The organism is Hassallia byssoidea VB512170, assembly GCF_000817785.2.
Taxonomy (GTDB): domain Bacteria; phylum Cyanobacteriota; class Cyanobacteriia; order Cyanobacteriales; family Nostocaceae; genus Hassallia; species Hassallia carrinoi.
The window spans coordinates 1-15,601 of sequence record NZ_JTCM02000048.1; the positions used below are offsets into that span (position 1 = coordinate 1).

The 15,601-nt window shown below is 43.6% G+C and carries 12 protein-coding genes; 1 reads left to right on the plus strand and 11 read right to left on the minus strand.

Features of this window, described 5'->3' with window-relative positions:
• The 9 genes from PI95_RS36055 to nrdJ form a co-directional block, all read right to left on the minus strand.
• On the minus strand, positions 1 to 266 hold a 266-nt coding region (locus PI95_RS36055), incomplete at its 3' end, for a hypothetical protein (RefSeq protein WP_236117119.1).
• Entirely contained in the window at positions 212 to 1,600 is a 1,389-nt protein-coding gene (locus PI95_RS19605; protein WP_039747333.1) for a cobyrinic acid a,c-diamide synthase CobB, read from the minus strand. The genes PI95_RS36055 and PI95_RS19605, both read right to left, overlap by 55 nt.
• 203 nt (positions 1,601 to 1,803) lie before the next feature.
• The gene (opcA, locus tag PI95_RS19610; protein WP_039747332.1) at positions 1,804 to 3,177 is read right to left on the minus strand and encodes a glucose-6-phosphate dehydrogenase assembly protein OpcA; all 1,374 of its coding nucleotides are present in this window, start codon (positions 3,175 to 3,177) and stop codon (positions 1,804 to 1,806) included.
• Between the two features lie 219 nt (positions 3,178 to 3,396).
• Positions 3,397 to 4,926, minus strand: coding sequence for a glucose-6-phosphate dehydrogenase (gene zwf / locus PI95_RS19615; protein WP_039747331.1), 1,530 nt, complete (start codon positions 4,924 to 4,926; stop codon positions 3,397 to 3,399).
• Between the two features lie 166 nt (positions 4,927 to 5,092).
• Positions 5,093 to 6,241, minus strand: coding sequence for a transaldolase (gene tal, locus PI95_RS19620; protein WP_039747330.1), 1,149 nt, complete (start codon positions 6,239 to 6,241; stop codon positions 5,093 to 5,095).
• A 212-nt stretch (positions 6,242 to 6,453) separates the two neighbouring features.
• Positions 6,454 to 7,503, minus strand: coding sequence for a class 1 fructose-bisphosphatase (gene fbp, locus PI95_RS19625; RefSeq protein WP_039747329.1), 1,050 nt, complete (start codon positions 7,501 to 7,503; stop codon positions 6,454 to 6,456).
• A 695-nt stretch (positions 7,504 to 8,198) separates the two neighbouring features.
• Positions 8,199 to 8,483 carry an RNA-binding regulator gene (gene rbp / locus PI95_RS19630; RefSeq protein WP_039747328.1) on the minus strand — a complete coding sequence of 95 codons (285 nt, stop codon included), beginning with the start codon at positions 8,481 to 8,483 and terminating at the stop codon, positions 8,199 to 8,201.
• Between the two features lie 494 nt (positions 8,484 to 8,977).
• Positions 8,978 to 9,196, minus strand: a complete 219-nt coding sequence (locus PI95_RS19635; RefSeq protein WP_163519013.1) for a ssl0294 family protein — start codon at positions 9,194 to 9,196, stop codon at positions 8,978 to 8,980.
• Between the two features lie 175 nt (positions 9,197 to 9,371).
• On the minus strand, positions 9,372 to 13,856 hold the full coding sequence (gene nrdJ / locus PI95_RS19640; protein WP_039747327.1) for a ribonucleoside-triphosphate reductase, adenosylcobalamin-dependent: 4,485 nt from the start codon (positions 13,854 to 13,856) through the stop codon (positions 9,372 to 9,374).
• Positions 13,857 to 14,004: 148 nt separating this feature from the next.
• Here nrdJ and PI95_RS19645 point away from each other — a divergent pair, with 148 nt between their 5' ends.
• On the plus strand, positions 14,005 to 14,589 hold the full coding sequence (locus PI95_RS19645) for an Npun_F5749 family FMN-dependent PPOX-type flavoprotein (RefSeq protein ID WP_039747326.1): 585 nt from the start codon (positions 14,005 to 14,007) through the stop codon (positions 14,587 to 14,589).
• On the opposite strand, the gene PI95_RS19650 is transcribed toward PI95_RS19645, so the two are convergent.
• Both PI95_RS19650 and cysE read right to left on the minus strand, forming a co-directional pair.
• Positions 14,545 to 14,763, minus strand: a complete 219-nt coding sequence (locus PI95_RS19650; protein ID WP_163519014.1) for a hypothetical protein — start codon at positions 14,761 to 14,763, stop codon at positions 14,545 to 14,547. The genes PI95_RS19645 and PI95_RS19650 overlap by 45 nt on opposite strands.
• Positions 14,747 to 15,508, minus strand: coding sequence for a serine O-acetyltransferase (gene cysE, locus PI95_RS19655; protein WP_039747325.1), 762 nt, complete (start codon positions 15,506 to 15,508; stop codon positions 14,747 to 14,749). The genes PI95_RS19650 and cysE overlap by 17 nt, the downstream gene beginning before the upstream one ends.
• Positions 15,509 to 15,601 lie beyond the last annotated feature (93 nt).

Below are 15,601 nucleotides of genomic sequence, written 5' to 3' on the forward strand. Positions count from 1 at the left end.
CAAAAATGGACAGGCTTCATCCTTTGTGACTCGCTATCGTGTTGAGGATCTTTAAAACAAGCCTGTCCATTTTTGTCTACATGAGTGTGAAACCCCCACTCTTTCTGCAAATTATACCTCTTCTTTGCGACGGACACATTCTTCAAGTCGGCGGAGCCGCCCACAGAAGTGTCCTCGTCTTTGCGACTTGGCGTGAGATATTCTATCTTGACTAAAATGCCACTTTCATGCATTGCGCTAAAAACCGCTGCGGAATTTCTGGACACGCTCCCCAGTGCATATGAATATAAGAAGCGTGAAGATTTGACAAACTCCATCCTTCATCACCTGTTGCTTCCTCAGAATCGCAACGGTAAGTTTGAAACAATGGTAAATTCGGTTCTGGTATTAAGCGAGAACGATGAAACTCATGTCCGTAAATGCTTGCACCTGCATCCACTAAGAGATTATCTTGCAAAGCAACTGCGCGACGATACCCCAAAGTTAAACGTCCACCCATGACAGATTTTGTCGGCAAAACTCCTACCATCGACCAAGATAACCCTTGAAAATCAACAATTTCCTCACATAAATACATCAATCCCCCACACTCTGCGATTGTAGGTATTCCGGCAAGAATTCCTGTTTTAACTGCTTCACGAGCGCTAGTATTTTCCGCAAGTTGTTCCGCAAAAACTTCTGGAAAACCACCACCAAAATACATACCTTGGACATTTTTGGGTAAAGCATCTTCCAGAGGACTCCAGAAAATTAGTTCTGCACCCAGTTGTTGCAGCAAGTCGAGATTATCTTGATAGTAAAAATTAAAAGCGCGATCGCGTGCAACAGCGAGTCGAAGAGGAAAGGGGGATGGGGGGAGGGGGGGAGGGGGGGAAGGAAGACGTTCTGATTTCAGTAAAGGTAATAAGCGATCCCAGTCAAAGCAAGTATCACCTAAATCGGCAAGTCGTTCGATAACTGCATCAAGTTGAGGAAGTTCTGCTGTGGGAACTAAACCCAAATGGCGATCGGGAATGGTAATATCATCTTCACGCCGCAACACGCCGATAATTGGTAATTGTAGGGGTTCTAGGGAATCTTTGAGCAGAGATAAATGGCGATCGCTTCCCACGCGATTTAGTACTACTCCAGCAATTTTAATTCTCGGATCGAAAGAGCAATAACCGTAAGCGATCGCTGCTACAGAACCAGACAATCGACTACAGTCAATCACCAATACTACAGGCAAATCCAGCAACCGCGCAATATGAGCCGTACTAGCGATTGGGGATTGGAGACTGGGGATTGGGGATTGGGAAGAATTTTGCTTAGTCCCTTTGATACCATCAAACAACCCCATTACCCCTTCTACAAGGGCAAAATCTACTTCTTGAATGTGACGCGCAAAACATTGTTGAATGTAAGCTTCCGAAGTCAGCACAGGGTCTAAATTGCGACAAGCACGATTAGTTACGTGCTGATGAAACATCGGGTCAATATAATCTGGACCGACTTTGAAAGATTGTACTATTTCACCACGACGACATAAAGATGCTAAAAGGGTGAGCGTGACAGTTGTCTTACCCACCCCACTACGTTCACCGGCAATAACTAAAGACATTGCTAATTGTTAGTTGTTATTTGTTAGTTGTTAGTTGTTGGTTGTTGGTTGTTGGTTGTTGGTTGTTGGTTGTTAGTTGTTGGTTGTTAGTTGTTAAGATTTACCACTAACCACCATCCACCATCCACCATCCACCATCCACTAACCACTATCAACTATCCACTAACCACTATCAACTATCCACTAACCACTAACAACCAACATTACTTATTATCCAATTTCAGAAACTTAGCTATCACCGCAAGACTTTCTTCAAAAAGTGCTTCATGACCCCAACGTTGCACCTGCTGACTTAGCAAAACTTCCGCTTTTTGTTCAGAAAGTGAAGTCACCTGCTGAAATAAACCAGAAGATTGGGCACCACCTTGGGTTTCCATCCGCATACAGCCACCAGTTTCCGAACAGATAACTGTACCGCAGTCAGCTTGGGGATTGGTCGAGCTCAACCGCAAAGCAATCAAGTCACCCATAATTTCTCCCATATCAGCCACCGGGACACCGGCTAACTCAGCTTGTACTTGGCGTTGGTCTTGTGCAAGAAAGCTAATTTTAGTAATTTGGTAGTCTCCGCTTTCTTTTTCATAAGAAACTGGACTCCATTCCAAGCGACTTGCCAGCCAACCTAGAAACATTAACGCTTGTGCGGGATTGCCTTTTTCGTAATCAATCGTTACTCGGTCAATTTCCCGCAGAGAAGCGCGACGCAAAGGGGGATCGTAAGCTTCAGCGGTTAACTCTTGCCATGCTGACAAACGACGCCAGTTCAAGTCAGCTAAAGGCACGCCAGTTTCTACCAACTCTTGCAAACTGAGCAAATCGCTTTCTGGCTCGTTAAATTCGCAAGAATCGACGATAACATTATTACATACTGCCGCCAGTCGCTTAAATAAAGGATTGTTCGGATCTGGTGTTGCTTTCCACCAGAGAAACTTGGGTAAGCCGCCGATTAACAATGCTGGAATCATACCCCCGATTCGTTCCAAAGCGGCAGTAGTGCCGGTTAGGGTGATGTATTCGCAGCAGATGAGTGTACTTGAGGACTGCTTTTGAATCGGGCAATAAGCAGAAACTTGAGCTTTTACCCCTTCGTCTTCGCCAGCGATTGGGCACAAAGCAATAATTCGGCAAGGGTTGCGGAGGGCAATTTCGTCGGCGATTCTGGGGCTTCTCGCCTCTAAAGTATAGGATGCGTTAGAACCATTTTCCCCCGTTGCGTCGGTGCCATGACGTTTAGCGACTTCTTCCCGCAATTTGGCGAGAGTTTCTGGTGTTGCGGTTCCAGTTTCTGGCAGTTTATGCGTTCTCTGAACTTCGCGTAATGCTGCTTCCATCTGCGGTCCGAGAATTCCGTCAATCGGACCGTTGTAATATCCGGAAGCTGACAAAAGATATTGAGTTTCTTCCGGTTCGTACACCACTAAAGTAAATGTCGTGGCACGAGTAGCCGCAGGAAGCGCACCGTTTGCATCGCCGATACCGTAACTTTGCCAAATTTGACTAAGTTCCGCTTCAACGTCTGAGAGCGAAATATCCTTTGGAGTTTGAAGTGAATAAATAGTAGGAGCTTGGGAAACCATAATATATTTTGGATTTTGGATTTTGGAGCCAAGGATTTTGGATTTTGGACTTTAGATTGTTAATTGTTAGTTGTTGGTTGTTGGTGAGCCAGTGCGCTATCGCGGCTCTGCCGACTTGAAGCACAGCCGCGAACCCGAAGGGTTGTTAGTTGTCAAAAAGAATCACTACCCACTAACTATCACTTCCAATCTAAAATCTAAAATCTAAAATCTAAAATTTTACAGTCTGCGCCAGCGACGACCATCTTGATTAATCAAGAATTCTGCTTCGGCTGGTTCCCAAGTACCAGCTTCGTATTTGGGAACCGATGCTGGATCTGCGGGTGCATCCCAAACAGAAAGGGCTGGTGTGACAACTTGCCAAGCGGCTTCTACTTCGTCGGCGCGTGTGAATAATGTTTGGTCGCCCATCATACAATCGAGAAATAGGCGATCGTAAGCGTCGGAAGTTGCTTGGATGCCAAAGGAACCATAACTAAAGTCCATATCAACCGAACGAGTGCGGAAATCTGCCCCAGGCATCTTGACTTCAAAACGCAGGGAAATTCCTTCATTCGGCTGAATCCGCATCGTCAAAATGTTGGCATTCATTTGTTGCGCGGCTGATTGAAACATCCGAGAAGGAACTTCGCGGAAGTGGATAGAAATTTCACTAACTTTTTTCGGCATCCGCTTACCGGTACGCAGGTAGAAAGGAACTCCTTGCCAGCGCCAGTTGTCAACCAAAAATTTCATTGCCACGTAGGTGGGTGTTGTGGATTTGGGAGCAACTCCTGGTTCTTCGTGATACCCAGGTACTTGTTTTCCTTTCATCCAGCCGGCGCTGTACTGACCGCGCACTGCGGAACGCTCTAAATTTTGAATATCTGCCAAGCGCGTTGCTTGTAAGACTTTGACTTTTTCCGTGCGGAGACTGTCGGCATCCATCGCGTTGGGTGCTTCCATTGCGGTGAGGCAGTAAAGTTGCATCAGGTGGTTTTGCAACATATCCCGCAATGCACCGGAACTTTCGTAGTATCCGGCTCGGTCTTCCACGCCCACGGTTTCTGCTACAGTAATCTGTACGTGGTCAACAAATCGACGGTTCCACAACGGTTCAAAAATCGCGTTGGCAAAGCGAAATACGAGGAGATTTTGAACTGTGTCTTTACCCAAGTAGTGGTCGATGCGGTATACTTGGTTTTCTTTACAATATTTCTGCACCACTCGGTTCAAGCTTTTGGCAGAAGCCAAGTCTCGACCAAAGGGTTTTTCAATTACTAGGCGATGTTTGTAGGGGTCTTGCAACATTTTTTCTTCCCCTAGTTGCTTGATGGCTTCAGGGAAGAAGTTAGGAGAGACGGAAAGGTAGAACATCCGGTTTCCCCGCGTTCCCCGTTTATCGTCTAATTCGCTTAAGAAATTCTTAAGTTTTTGGTAGCTTTCTGGGTTATCTATATCACCAGAGCAGTAGAATAATCCTTGGGAGAAGTCTTGCCAAAGTTCTTCTGGATGCACGCCTCCATGAGCTTCTTCCATGCCTTTCCGCATTTGTTCGCGAAAGTACTCGTGACTCCAATCTCGACGCGCCACGCCAACAATGGTAGTTTCTGGTGCAATGCGCCGCTCTTTTCGCAATTTGTAAAGTGCTGGTACGAGTTTGCGCCAGGTAAGGTCTCCAGAAGCACCAAAGATAACTATGATCTGGGGTTCGGGCATTCCTTGCTGTTGCAGACCTACGCGCAAGGGATTTTCTAGCAGACTAACCATAATAATTGCAAGATGTGGGTTTAAGATTTTCGATTTGGAGTTGTTAGTGGTTGGTTGTTGGTTGTTGGTTGTTAGTTGTTATTTGTTGGTTGTTGGTTGTTAGGATTTAACACTATCCACTAACCACGCTCCCACTAACTACTAACAACCAACCACTAACCATTTCCTAAACTGGTGACAAAACCTTGATTTTGTCTTCTAAGGAATCCATCAATGATTGGAAGGGCTTGACAAATTTATCAATACCATCAACAAGTAGTTCGTCCATAACTTGGTTGATGTCGATATTGATGTCGGGGTCTTTCAAGCTTTCGATGAGCTGGTAAGCTTGATCGACATTCGTCTCAACGCGACTTGCGACATCACAATGGTCGGCACAAGCTTCTATTGTCGCTGGTGGTAGGGTATTAACGGTGTCGGAACCTACCAACTCATCAACATACATCACGTCGCTGTAGCTGGGGTCTTTGGTGCTGGTGCTTGCCCATAGAAGTCGCTGGACTTTTGCACCTTTTGCTGCTAAGGCTTGCCAACGATCGCTTTCAACAATCTTTTTGTACTCTTGGTACGCTATCTTGGCGTTTGCGATCGCCACTTTCCCTTTCACAGCTCTCAGTTTCGCTTCCACGGCAATATCATCAACGCCTTTCTTCAACTTAGCATCAATCTTGCCGTCAATGTTGCTATCAATGCGACTAAGAAAGAAGCTGGCTACGCAAGCTATGTTACTAATGTCTTTACCTTCTTTGACTCTAGCTTCTAAACCGCGAATGTAAGCCCAAGCTGAGTTTATGTAGCTTTGAACTGAAAATAACAAAGTGACGTTAACGTTAATGCCGGCGGCTATCACTTGTTCGACTGCTGGCAAACCCGCTTCTGTACCGGGAATTTTAATCATCACATTTTCCCGTCCAATTTCTTGATAATAGCGACGGGCTTCCTTTATTGTTGCCTCTGTATCATGAGCGATCGTTGGTGGTACTTCTATACTCACGTAACCGTCTAATTTATCCGAGGCATCATAAACTGGGCGTAAAATATCACACGCATTGCGGATATCTGCAAAAACTAGGGATTCGTAAATTTTGTATGTCGGTAAGCTAGCGCGGACGCCTTTTTCTATATCGGCATCATAAATGACGTTTCCGGCGATCGCTTTTTCAAATATGGCTGGATTCGAGGTAATCCCACAAATACCTTTATTTTCCACCATATCTTTCAACTCGCCTGACTGAATCAGGTCACGAGTCAAGTTATCCATCCAGATACTTTGACCGTATTGTTTTATCTCTAATAAATGGTTAGTCGAAGTCATGTGTTTGTTTAACTCCTGTTAATTATGTCTTCAAGTTATGTTTGTCGTCTTTATCAGTTGATACTGACCTTTGAATTTTGACGTTGGTAATATCAAATTGCATCGACCATCTGAGATAATCCCTTGAAAAAGCGCTACCCGTGCGCTCACTAATTTCAATTTAATGGAGGAGGTTGCGCTCAAAGCACCCATGAGGCTTTTGTCAAGCTGTTTTAGTGACCGTTTTGAATAAAAGACTCCACCTTTGCTACATCCTGTTTGCTGCCAATAATCAAAGGGGTGCGCTGGTGCAGTTTTTTTGGTACTATGTCCAAAATATCTACTAGTCCCGTAGTAGCACGACCACCTGCTTGCTCTATTACAAATGCTAAAGGAGCAGATTCATAAAGCAAGCGCAGTTTACCTTCTGGCTTGGGAAGTATGCCTGGGTATAGAAATACACCGCCCTGAACTAAAATTCTGTGGATATCACTAACCATTGCCCCACTATAACGAGCCGTGTAGCCTTCGGTGCGATGGACGTAGCGAATATATTCGCGAATTGATTCGTCCCATTGCCAAAAATTACCCTCATTTACGCTGTAAACTGAACCGTGGGCAGGAATTTGGATATTTTCTTCGGTGAGAATAAACTCTCCTAAGCTGGGATCGAGGGTAAAAGAATGAACTCCCTTACCTATAGTATATACCAGCATGGTGCTCGGACCATACAGGATGTATCCGGCGGCTATTTGTTTGCGTCCATCGGTAAGTAAGTCTTTCGCCTCACCATCAAGATCGTCTCCTTCTTGTTGGCGAATCGCGAAGATTGAACCTAAGCTGAGATTAGTATCGGTGTTAGATGAGCCATCGATGGGATCGTACAATAGCGTGTAGCGACCAATCGGGCAGTTTTCCGGAATGTAGTAGGGTTTTTCCATTTCCTCGGAAGCTAAACGACAAACTAAGCCGCTTTGCTTAAATACCGAGATAAATACGTCGTTGGCGTAGACATCCATCTTTTTGACGGATTCTCCTTGGACGTTGACATCCCCTGTAAATCCAAGAACACCTTCCATTAAACCAGCACGGCTGAGGCGACGGGCAACTAGTTTACCTGCCAGGGCTATGCGATTCATCAGCGCACTTAAATCCTGTGCTTGGGGCGAAAAAGTCTTAAATTGCTGTAGGACGTGACGGGATAAAGTTGTACAATCACGATCTAAGCTTTTGTCTGTGATGTCGTTGTTAGACAACTCAAGAGATTCTGGCGATAGAGCCATGTTTTAGTCCTTCCTAACGACTTTGGTTGGTTGAGGTCAACTGAAGGATAAAGTGTGAAGTGAGCCTGAACGTATTAATACGTTCGCTTGTACCGCAAAGCTTTTTTCATCCTTTATCCTTCAGCCTTCATTTTGTCGCTGCCTCTATCTTAGAAAGGTAATTTGATAACTTAAGTGTGATTTTAGATAAACTAAATATTTCAAGCTTTTTTCGGTCTGTGCCAAAGCGCGATCGCCCCTTAGATAATGTCATACTTGGGCAAATCTACCTAAGCTTGTAGAATTCAATTATTTTTGTAAATATTTTTCTCTATTTCTTGACTTTTAGTCTGTAGATACTGATACGCCTATAAAGTGGCTTGATGAAGCACGCGCAAAGTTGTTAAGATATCCGCCCAAAAATACCATCTGTTTTAACGTTGGCTGCACTTGGACGATGCTTGCTATATCCTTATCTTTAATAATCAAAAAACCGACTAGTACGTAAGGGCAAAAATAAAGCGACCATTCAGAACAGACACAAAGCCTTCAGCATAGCTGCCTTTTTATACTAGTCGTGACATTTCCCTATCGGCATCACAACTTGCCGCGTGCAAACTTCTCTGGATTTATGGGAATTGTTAATTGTTTCTAATTTTCCCGACTTTTGTCTTGCATAACTAGAAAACAATTTGCTACTATAAGAGTCCCTCTTTTTAATAGTCTTGTTTTTTCCCCCAACTACTTCGTTGGCTCTCCTCGCGTGGTTTGGCTTTATTAACTCGAAGTTGACGACCCATCCATTCTGCGCCATCTAACTCTGTAATAGCGGCATCTTCTTGAGCATCTTCGGACATTTCTACAAAAGCAAAGCCGCGCAATCGTCCAGTTTCGCGGTCTGTAGGCAAGACGACTCTTTTTACCTCGCCGTACTCTGCAAATACTTCTTTTAAGTCGGCTTCGCTAGCGCGGTAGGAGAGATTTCCAACGTAAATAGTCATGTGGGATCACGTAAATTTCAACTAAAAGCGATGAGTTCAGCTGTCGAAATTTAACTTTTCTCAAAGATTGCACATCTTCGCATCCGAGTCACCAAAGCGCGGATGTTGTAGATTGGCAAGCAATCTGCTTGCATTATCTACTAATCGATTAGCGATCGAGCTGAACTTACGCATACGCTCATATAATAACTGATTGTGTCATTCTTCAAAGTATGAGATTTTACAAACACTCATAACTTATAATCAGTTGCGCTTATATGTTTGATATGTAGGGAACTATAAGTATATAATTATACTAATTACTTGGAGAAAAATAGTCTCGTTAAAGCTGTGGAGTTTTTCTATGAAACGCAGCTTATTTATATACAAGATAAAGATGCTGAATTAAAATAGCGTACTTAATTTTGATGTATAAAATATATGAAATTTTTCTAATAGAGACGTTGGATACAACGCCTCTATATTTGTGTTAAATTGCCTAGGAACACGAAAATTTAGTCAATTGATATTGACTGAGGACCGCTGGTTCTGCCGTTATGTGCTTGACTTGTAGAACTAGTATAACTAGTTGAGCCTAGCTGTTGATTCAGCCAGCTTTTAACTGGGTCGTCAGCCAACTGGAGTCGAAGCAAACCAGAGAAGAACCCGCCCATAAATGAGCCTGGATGCTGGGTAAATTGTTTAAAGATTGGTGACAATTCATCAAGAAACATGAAGAATCTCCTAGTGCTGGTGTGTAAAGTTATGACTGCTTAATTTATCGTAACTTGTTGTAGAGACGTTCCGGACGGAACGTCTCTACAATATGTGTGATTTCCTAGACATGATATTAAGGAAAGCGATGGTGTAAGGAAAGCAATTACATCCACCGCACTTAATTGTCTATTTTTACATTGGACTTTGTTCGGGCATCATGCACTTATCAGAGTCGCAACCGGCAGGTCCTGCTTCCATTAACTCACCGGAATCATAGCGACTTAAGACAGCATGAAAGTCATCAGTTTGACGGCGCATTTCTACTTCTTTGAGTAGTTGCTCATAGTGTTGTTTGGTGATAGGTTCAAATGGCAAACGCGGGAAAGTTTGATGATCGTCAAAGCGTGCCAGAAGTGCAGCGCTAATGTAACCTTCATCATTTTGTATGGCTTGCCAAATCAGATGTGATAGCGCTTCTACTTCGTTTTCTCGCAGTTCGATGGTGGCAGAAGTGTTATGTGTGACATAGAATTTCTGCACTTGCATGTAGAAATCCATTTGAGCGATCGCACTAAATTGACTAATATCAATTTCATCAACTCCAGGTATATCAGCCCAAGGTACAGCAACGGGAATTTCTACCAGCCATTCTGAACATCTAGGATCGAAGGGATCGTTTAACAAATTGCCCTTTTCATCTTTATCAGATTGCGAGGGAATGACATTATAGCCGTAGTCTATACAAGCTAAAGCTACGGGGTCATTTTTGCCAAAAGTGATCCTGCGAAGAAATCTTTGGGCTTTGGGGGGATGCCATCCGGGACTAGCACCGGTTAATAAAGATTTAGTTCCACTAGGTTGAACTGTAGTGCAGCGATTTGGACGTTTGAAATTATGGCGATCGCAATAATCCCAAACAACGCGATGCACAATATCTTTCCATGAAGTTAGGTATTTTTCTTCTTGTTGTTTAAACGCCAAACCTTGAGCATTTTCTGGTCTACCTTCTGCCCACCAGCGCAACCAATCAGCCCCAAAAGCATTTACAAAGAAATCAAATAAACCTGTGAAAGAAACTCCTACAATCGGGTCTAATTCGCGGCTGTATTGATAGCGAGGTTCAAGGAATTTGTGATGTAAAAGTGCGGCTACAGATAGCGCTCCAGCGGTGAAAGCTTCCTCCTGTTCTTTGTAGTTGGTTGGGTCAATTTGATTCAGATGAACCTCTGAAAGGTTACAATTTCCAGTTAAGGTATTACCAAAAACACCTTTATGATATTCTGGCTCATTAAAGCAGTAAGTATCATGTAAACCCGGCAATTCTTCAACATTTTTCACAACTTGCCATTTACCTTTGCATTTGGCATTTGTTCCTTTACTTACATCCAAACGTTGGCAAGGAATCTGCTGACAATCGGTTATTTGTAAGTAATACAAATCTCGACTTCTGACACCTAAATTAGTTATTGAACCTTTATGAGCACACAGATTCAGAGATGAACGAATACCACATTTAGTCAGTAGTAACTGAATTCTGTAAGCACGCTCGTAGTCAGATATATAAATCCTAATACCATTGCTTGACGTATTCGAGCCATCTGTATCAGCTAAACCAGCGATAAAATGTAAAATTGCTTGACGCTTCCAACTAGCAATTACATTCAGTGATTGGGAATTTGTTTTTAAGCTTTTGAGAAATTCTCCCGAAAAACCTAAATCTGTGACATCTGTAAAAGTAGGTAAGTAATCATAAGTTCTTTGAGGAGACTTATTACCAACTACAGATAACGCTGCTTTATTTTCGTACAGCCTAACTTTGGCATTATTCTTTCGATCTGTAGTACCATCGCCTACAGCTACCCCCAAAGTATAAGCATAACCAGAATCAACATTTAATCCATCTTCGTAATTAATTGTGAACGGTTCAGTGTGAATGCTATATCGACTCGTATCCATCAAGTCTTTGGTTTGAACTTCCTTATAGACTTTGCCCAATCTATCTTTCACAAAAAAGCGATGATATTCAGTTGCATCTAAATAAGAACCATCTCCAAACCGAACTCGATAAAGCTTTTGATTGCTACCAGTCTTAAATGGTGTAACTAAGCTCCATTTTTTACCATTCCAAATTTCAATTTCACATCCGACAACATCTTTAATGTTGTGCATTCCTTCCCTAGTGATGAGTAGAGTATTGCCGCTCACACAGTGAAAATTGGCACCTATAATTTCTCCGCACGGATTTAATCCATATCGAGCTAAACGATGTTCTAATTCCGATGCATCAAGCTGAGGATAGTGTTTTTGCAACCACTGTTTTGCTGTTCCTTGTTCGTAAGCTTGTAAAAAATCAGTTTTCAAAGCTTGGGTTGACAGCAAATCGCAATTAGCTCTGGCTAGAGCTTCACCAGCCCATTGAATTGCACCCTCGCCGCTGTAATATTGTTTGCGGACAGCATCAATACATTCTTCTAATGTTGGCTTGCGGTGAAAAACTCTGGTATGGTTTGCCATTCTGAGTGCATCGCGCTCTGGATCGATTCGCCAGTTGCCATTGTCATCTTGCTGCCATAAATTATCTTTAGCAGTGGCTGCTAGGCGATCGCTAGAATCAAACTGACGCATCCCCGCACTATTATGCGTCAGATAGCCATCACAGTAGAAGCAATGAGCTTCTTCAACTTCTATGTCGTAAGTTTGCACATAATCGTAGCTTCCCAGTCCTTTGACTGTGACTGGAATATCTAACAGTTGCTCGGACTCAGCGATATAGCGTTCATAATTGGCATCAACAAGGCGAGAACCTTCAAATCCCATTTCTCGCATTTGGCTGTAAGCGTAAGCCTCCCGCATGATAGCACTCCCGACGGTAAAACCGTACATTTTCAGTCTTCCTAGAAGCTCTCCTTTGACAGAGTGAGGTGCAATCAAAGCGTTATAACGTCCTTTAAGGGCTGGAATTGTCAAGTTGTATTTAAGTTTCCATTCCTGCTGTTGGGGACGAGTAATGCTAATTCTACCAGCAATACCTAAGCTAGATAAAACGGCTCCTACGTGTCTTGCAAAAGAGCGATAAACAGTAGTGACTTGAGGGGGACGGTTATTAATACCACCATCACTATCCATTAAGCCAGCTAAGTAAGCTGCTCTAATGTCTATTGAACCCTGCAAAATAAAACTAGGTACTTCCAGAGAAACATTAGGCTGCTTGATGTATCTATGGAAGTATTCAGCAAGACGAATCGATGAGCAGATAGATTTGGCTGTGTTTTCGCCTTTAATGATGCCATGAGAAGCAAAAAGACCAAACAAAGCTAAAGCAGCATCAATTTTAACTTGAATTTTTGCAGTAACTTCTGTATCCAAGCTGTTCATTGCCCATTCGACGCGACCATAAGGCTTTTCGTGCTTATTGCGACCGAGGGCAACATAGCCATCACCGTGAGTAAATCCAATTAGCCAAGCTACTTCTGATGTCAGTTCCGGAACCTTAAAAGACTTGGCATTTTGACTTTGAGCGGGTCTTACTTTGGTAAAGTCAGGCGGTAAGTGGGTGACTGTACCGGGTAGCACTTGCGTGTTGTGGAGGAGGCGATCGCCTTCAACCAAATTCGCAACTGATTTCCAGGCAATTCCCCCTTTAGCATCAAAAAGCACTGCTTGTTTGTGGTTTAAAGTTGCTCTGGGGTAAGTAGCATTGGTTTCAATTTCATAGACATCCTGAAATCCTTGGTCGAATTTATCAACAACTCGCCGAAATCCCAGAGGAGTCTGCACCAAGTCACCAACTTGGATATTACGAATGGGAACAAGACCTTTGTTCGTATGAACCAAGGCATCTTCAGGTAAACAGCGCCTAATATTACCAGCAACAATTGTTACCGCCGCTTGATCAATTAACAAACAGCATTCAACTGAATTTAATTGCCGTCCGACAGCTTTATTCAGGATGGATGCACAACGTTCATACAGTCCAGGCAATTTTACCGGATTAGCAACGCCACCAAAGCCTTTAAGAGTTTCTCCAGCTTTACGTACATCACTGATATCAACGATAACTTCAACTTCTCCAGAAAATCTTTCATCACTAGAGAGTTTTAAAAGTGTTTGATATGATTCAACCCAACCTTGACGACTGTCTCCAACGTGGATGGTGACAGAATTTCCGGTTATTTTGGTTTCTGTAAATTCCCGACGTTGTTCAACAGGAATACTGCCAATTTCACCTTGTACGCTTACATTTAAGCGGTTGCGGATGGGGGGAATTTTACTGATATATTTTGCTTCGATGACGGTGCCCGTACCGCAACCCATCATAGCCAGATCCATCATTAAGCCGAAAGCATTCCAGTCTTCGAGGTTGGTGGAAGTGCAATTATAACCCCCAGAAAAGTTTTTCGGCTTGGATATCCAGTCTGTACCACCAACCCACAGCCAGCGTCCACTGGGCAACGCTTTTAAGTTTTGCTGCATTTGTTGGAGTATGGCAGCGTCTTCTGGGCGTAGCTTTCCCACATTGGTTAAGCCTCGGAGAGTGCGATCGCATACTTGTTCCCATGTTTCCCTTTGTCCGACCTTTAAGGCACGGCTATAAGTTCTAAAAAACACAGGATTAGCAGCAGGGGCAGTTTCTGGAAACTTTGCCATCAGGCGTTTTAGTTCAAGTTCTCGAACCATGAGTCAAATATTGTTGGTTATTTTCCGACAGATTATGACTATACGCCAAGTAGATGTAACGTGAAAGATTGCAATTTTTTTTTATTTGCGCTAGCTCTAATTTTGCACTGATTGCAGTAAAGTTTTAATTTTATGTTTGAATTTTATTATGTCTGTTGCCCCTTGGCGATCGCCTATCGCTCGTGCGCTTCATCGCAACCGTAGCCTTGTTTATGCTCGTTACCTCCAACTGGCAACAGTTCGGGCAAATAATCGTCCCGCTAATCGTACCGTCGTCTTTCGCGGCTTTCTCGAAGACACCAACCAGCTTAAATTTATCACCGATGCCCGTAGCGAAAAAGCCGACCAGATACAGCAGCAACCTTGGGCAGAAGCTTGCTGGTACTTCCCCAACACGCGAGAACAATTCCGCATCACTGGCTGCTTGACTTTAGTAGGATGTGATAATTCTGACTCGGCTTTAGAGAAAGCACGCATCACCACTTGGCAAGAGCTAAGTGACGCAGCCCGGTTACAATTTGCTTGGGCTGATCCTGGTAAACCTAGAGTTCAAGATCCAGCAGCTTTTGATCCACCACCACCCGATGCTACTCAGCCATTGGCGAATTTCTGCCTATTGCTACTTGATCCCGTGCAAGTAGATCACCTGGAATTAAAAGGTGAACCACAAAATCGTTATTTATACTGCTTAGATCAGCAGCAACAGTGGTTTAGCCAAGAAATTAATCCTTGATGGAATGGGGAATGGGGGAGTGGGGAGTGGGGGAGAGGGGGATGGGGAGACAAAGAAGAAATTCCCCCAAGTCGTCCCCCTTGTCTCCTTGTCTCCTTGTCTCCCTTGTCTCCCTTGTCCCCCTTGTCCCCGTTGTCTCCCTTGTCCCCTTGTCTTTCTAAATCCCCGCACCATCGAGAAACTGCTGAATAGCTTTGTCTCTTAAGTTGCAGCGTAATTTATTTTCTGGTTCTTCACCTTCGTTGGCGGCTAAGTTCGCTGCCATCACAGGAGTTTTCCCAGAAGATTGCTGCTGAAGCTGTTGTATTTGTTGCTCTAACGACTCTATGCGGTCAACTAAGGCGCGAATTACTTCGGCTTCACAATCAGGTAAATTGTTATGTTCTAAAGGAGAAACTTTGACTCCAGAACGATAAATAATGCGACCGGGTACGCCGACCACAGTACAATCAGAAGGGACATCTCGTAGAACAACTGAGCCTGCGCCGATGCGGACGTTGTTACCAATTTGAATATTACCCAGTACCTTCGAGCCGGCACCAACTACGACATTTTCGCCTAAATTTGGATGGCGCTTGCCGCTTTGTTTACCAGTACCGCCAAGGGTGACACCTTGATAAATTAGGGCATAATCGCCGATAATCGCTGTTTCACCAATTACCACGCCCATACCGTGGTCAATAAATACACCTTTGCCAATAGTTGCGCCTGGGTGGATTTCAATTCCAGTCAAAAACCTAGCAATGTGGGAAATCAGCCGGGGAAAAAAGGGAATAGCAATTAAATGCAGTCGGTGAGCCAGCCGATGAAATAGCAAGGCTTGCAAACCTGGGTAGCAAAATAATACTTCCAACCAGTTACGAGCGGCTGGATCACGTTCAAAAATGATGCGAAAGTCTGTACGCAGTGTAGATAGCACTTTTATAGTACCCTCGGAAGGCAAAACGAGCTACTTGTCTATTTTATCCTTCCAAGTGCGATCGCTCTTATTTAGGGCATTAGTAATTGGGAA

Excerpts from the sequence above, each read along its gene's own strand:
- PI95_RS19605 (WP_039747333.1), bottom strand. The coding sequence starts at position 1,600 with ATGTCTTTAGTTATTGCCGGTGAACGTAGTGGGGTGGGTAAGACAACT.
- opcA (WP_039747332.1), bottom strand. The coding sequence starts at position 3,177 with ATGGTTTCCCAAGCTCCTACTATTTATTCACTTCAAACTCCAAAGGAT.
- zwf (WP_039747331.1), bottom strand. The coding sequence starts at position 4,926 with ATGGTTAGTCTGCTAGAAAATCCCTTGCGCGTAGGTCTGCAACAGCAA.
- tal (WP_039747330.1), bottom strand. The coding sequence starts at position 6,241 with ATGACTTCGACTAACCATTTATTAGAGATAAAACAATACGGTCAAAGT.
- fbp (WP_039747329.1), bottom strand. The coding sequence starts at position 7,503 with ATGGCTCTATCGCCAGAATCTCTTGAGTTGTCTAACAACGACATCACA.
- rbp (WP_039747328.1), bottom strand. The coding sequence starts at position 8,483 with ATGACTATTTACGTTGGAAATCTCTCCTACCGCGCTAGCGAAGCCGAC.
- PI95_RS19635 (WP_163519013.1), bottom strand. The coding sequence starts at position 9,196 with ATGTTTCTTGATGAATTGTCACCAATCTTTAAACAATTTACCCAGCAT.
- nrdJ (WP_039747327.1), bottom strand. The coding sequence starts at position 13,856 with ATGGTTCGAGAACTTGAACTAAAACGCCTGATGGCAAAGTTTCCAGAA.
- PI95_RS19645 (WP_039747326.1), top strand. The coding sequence starts at position 14,005 with ATGTCTGTTGCCCCTTGGCGATCGCCTATCGCTCGTGCGCTTCATCGC.
- PI95_RS19650 (WP_163519014.1), bottom strand. The coding sequence starts at position 14,763 with ATGGTGCGGGGATTTAGAAAGACAAGGGGACAAGGGAGACAACGGGGA.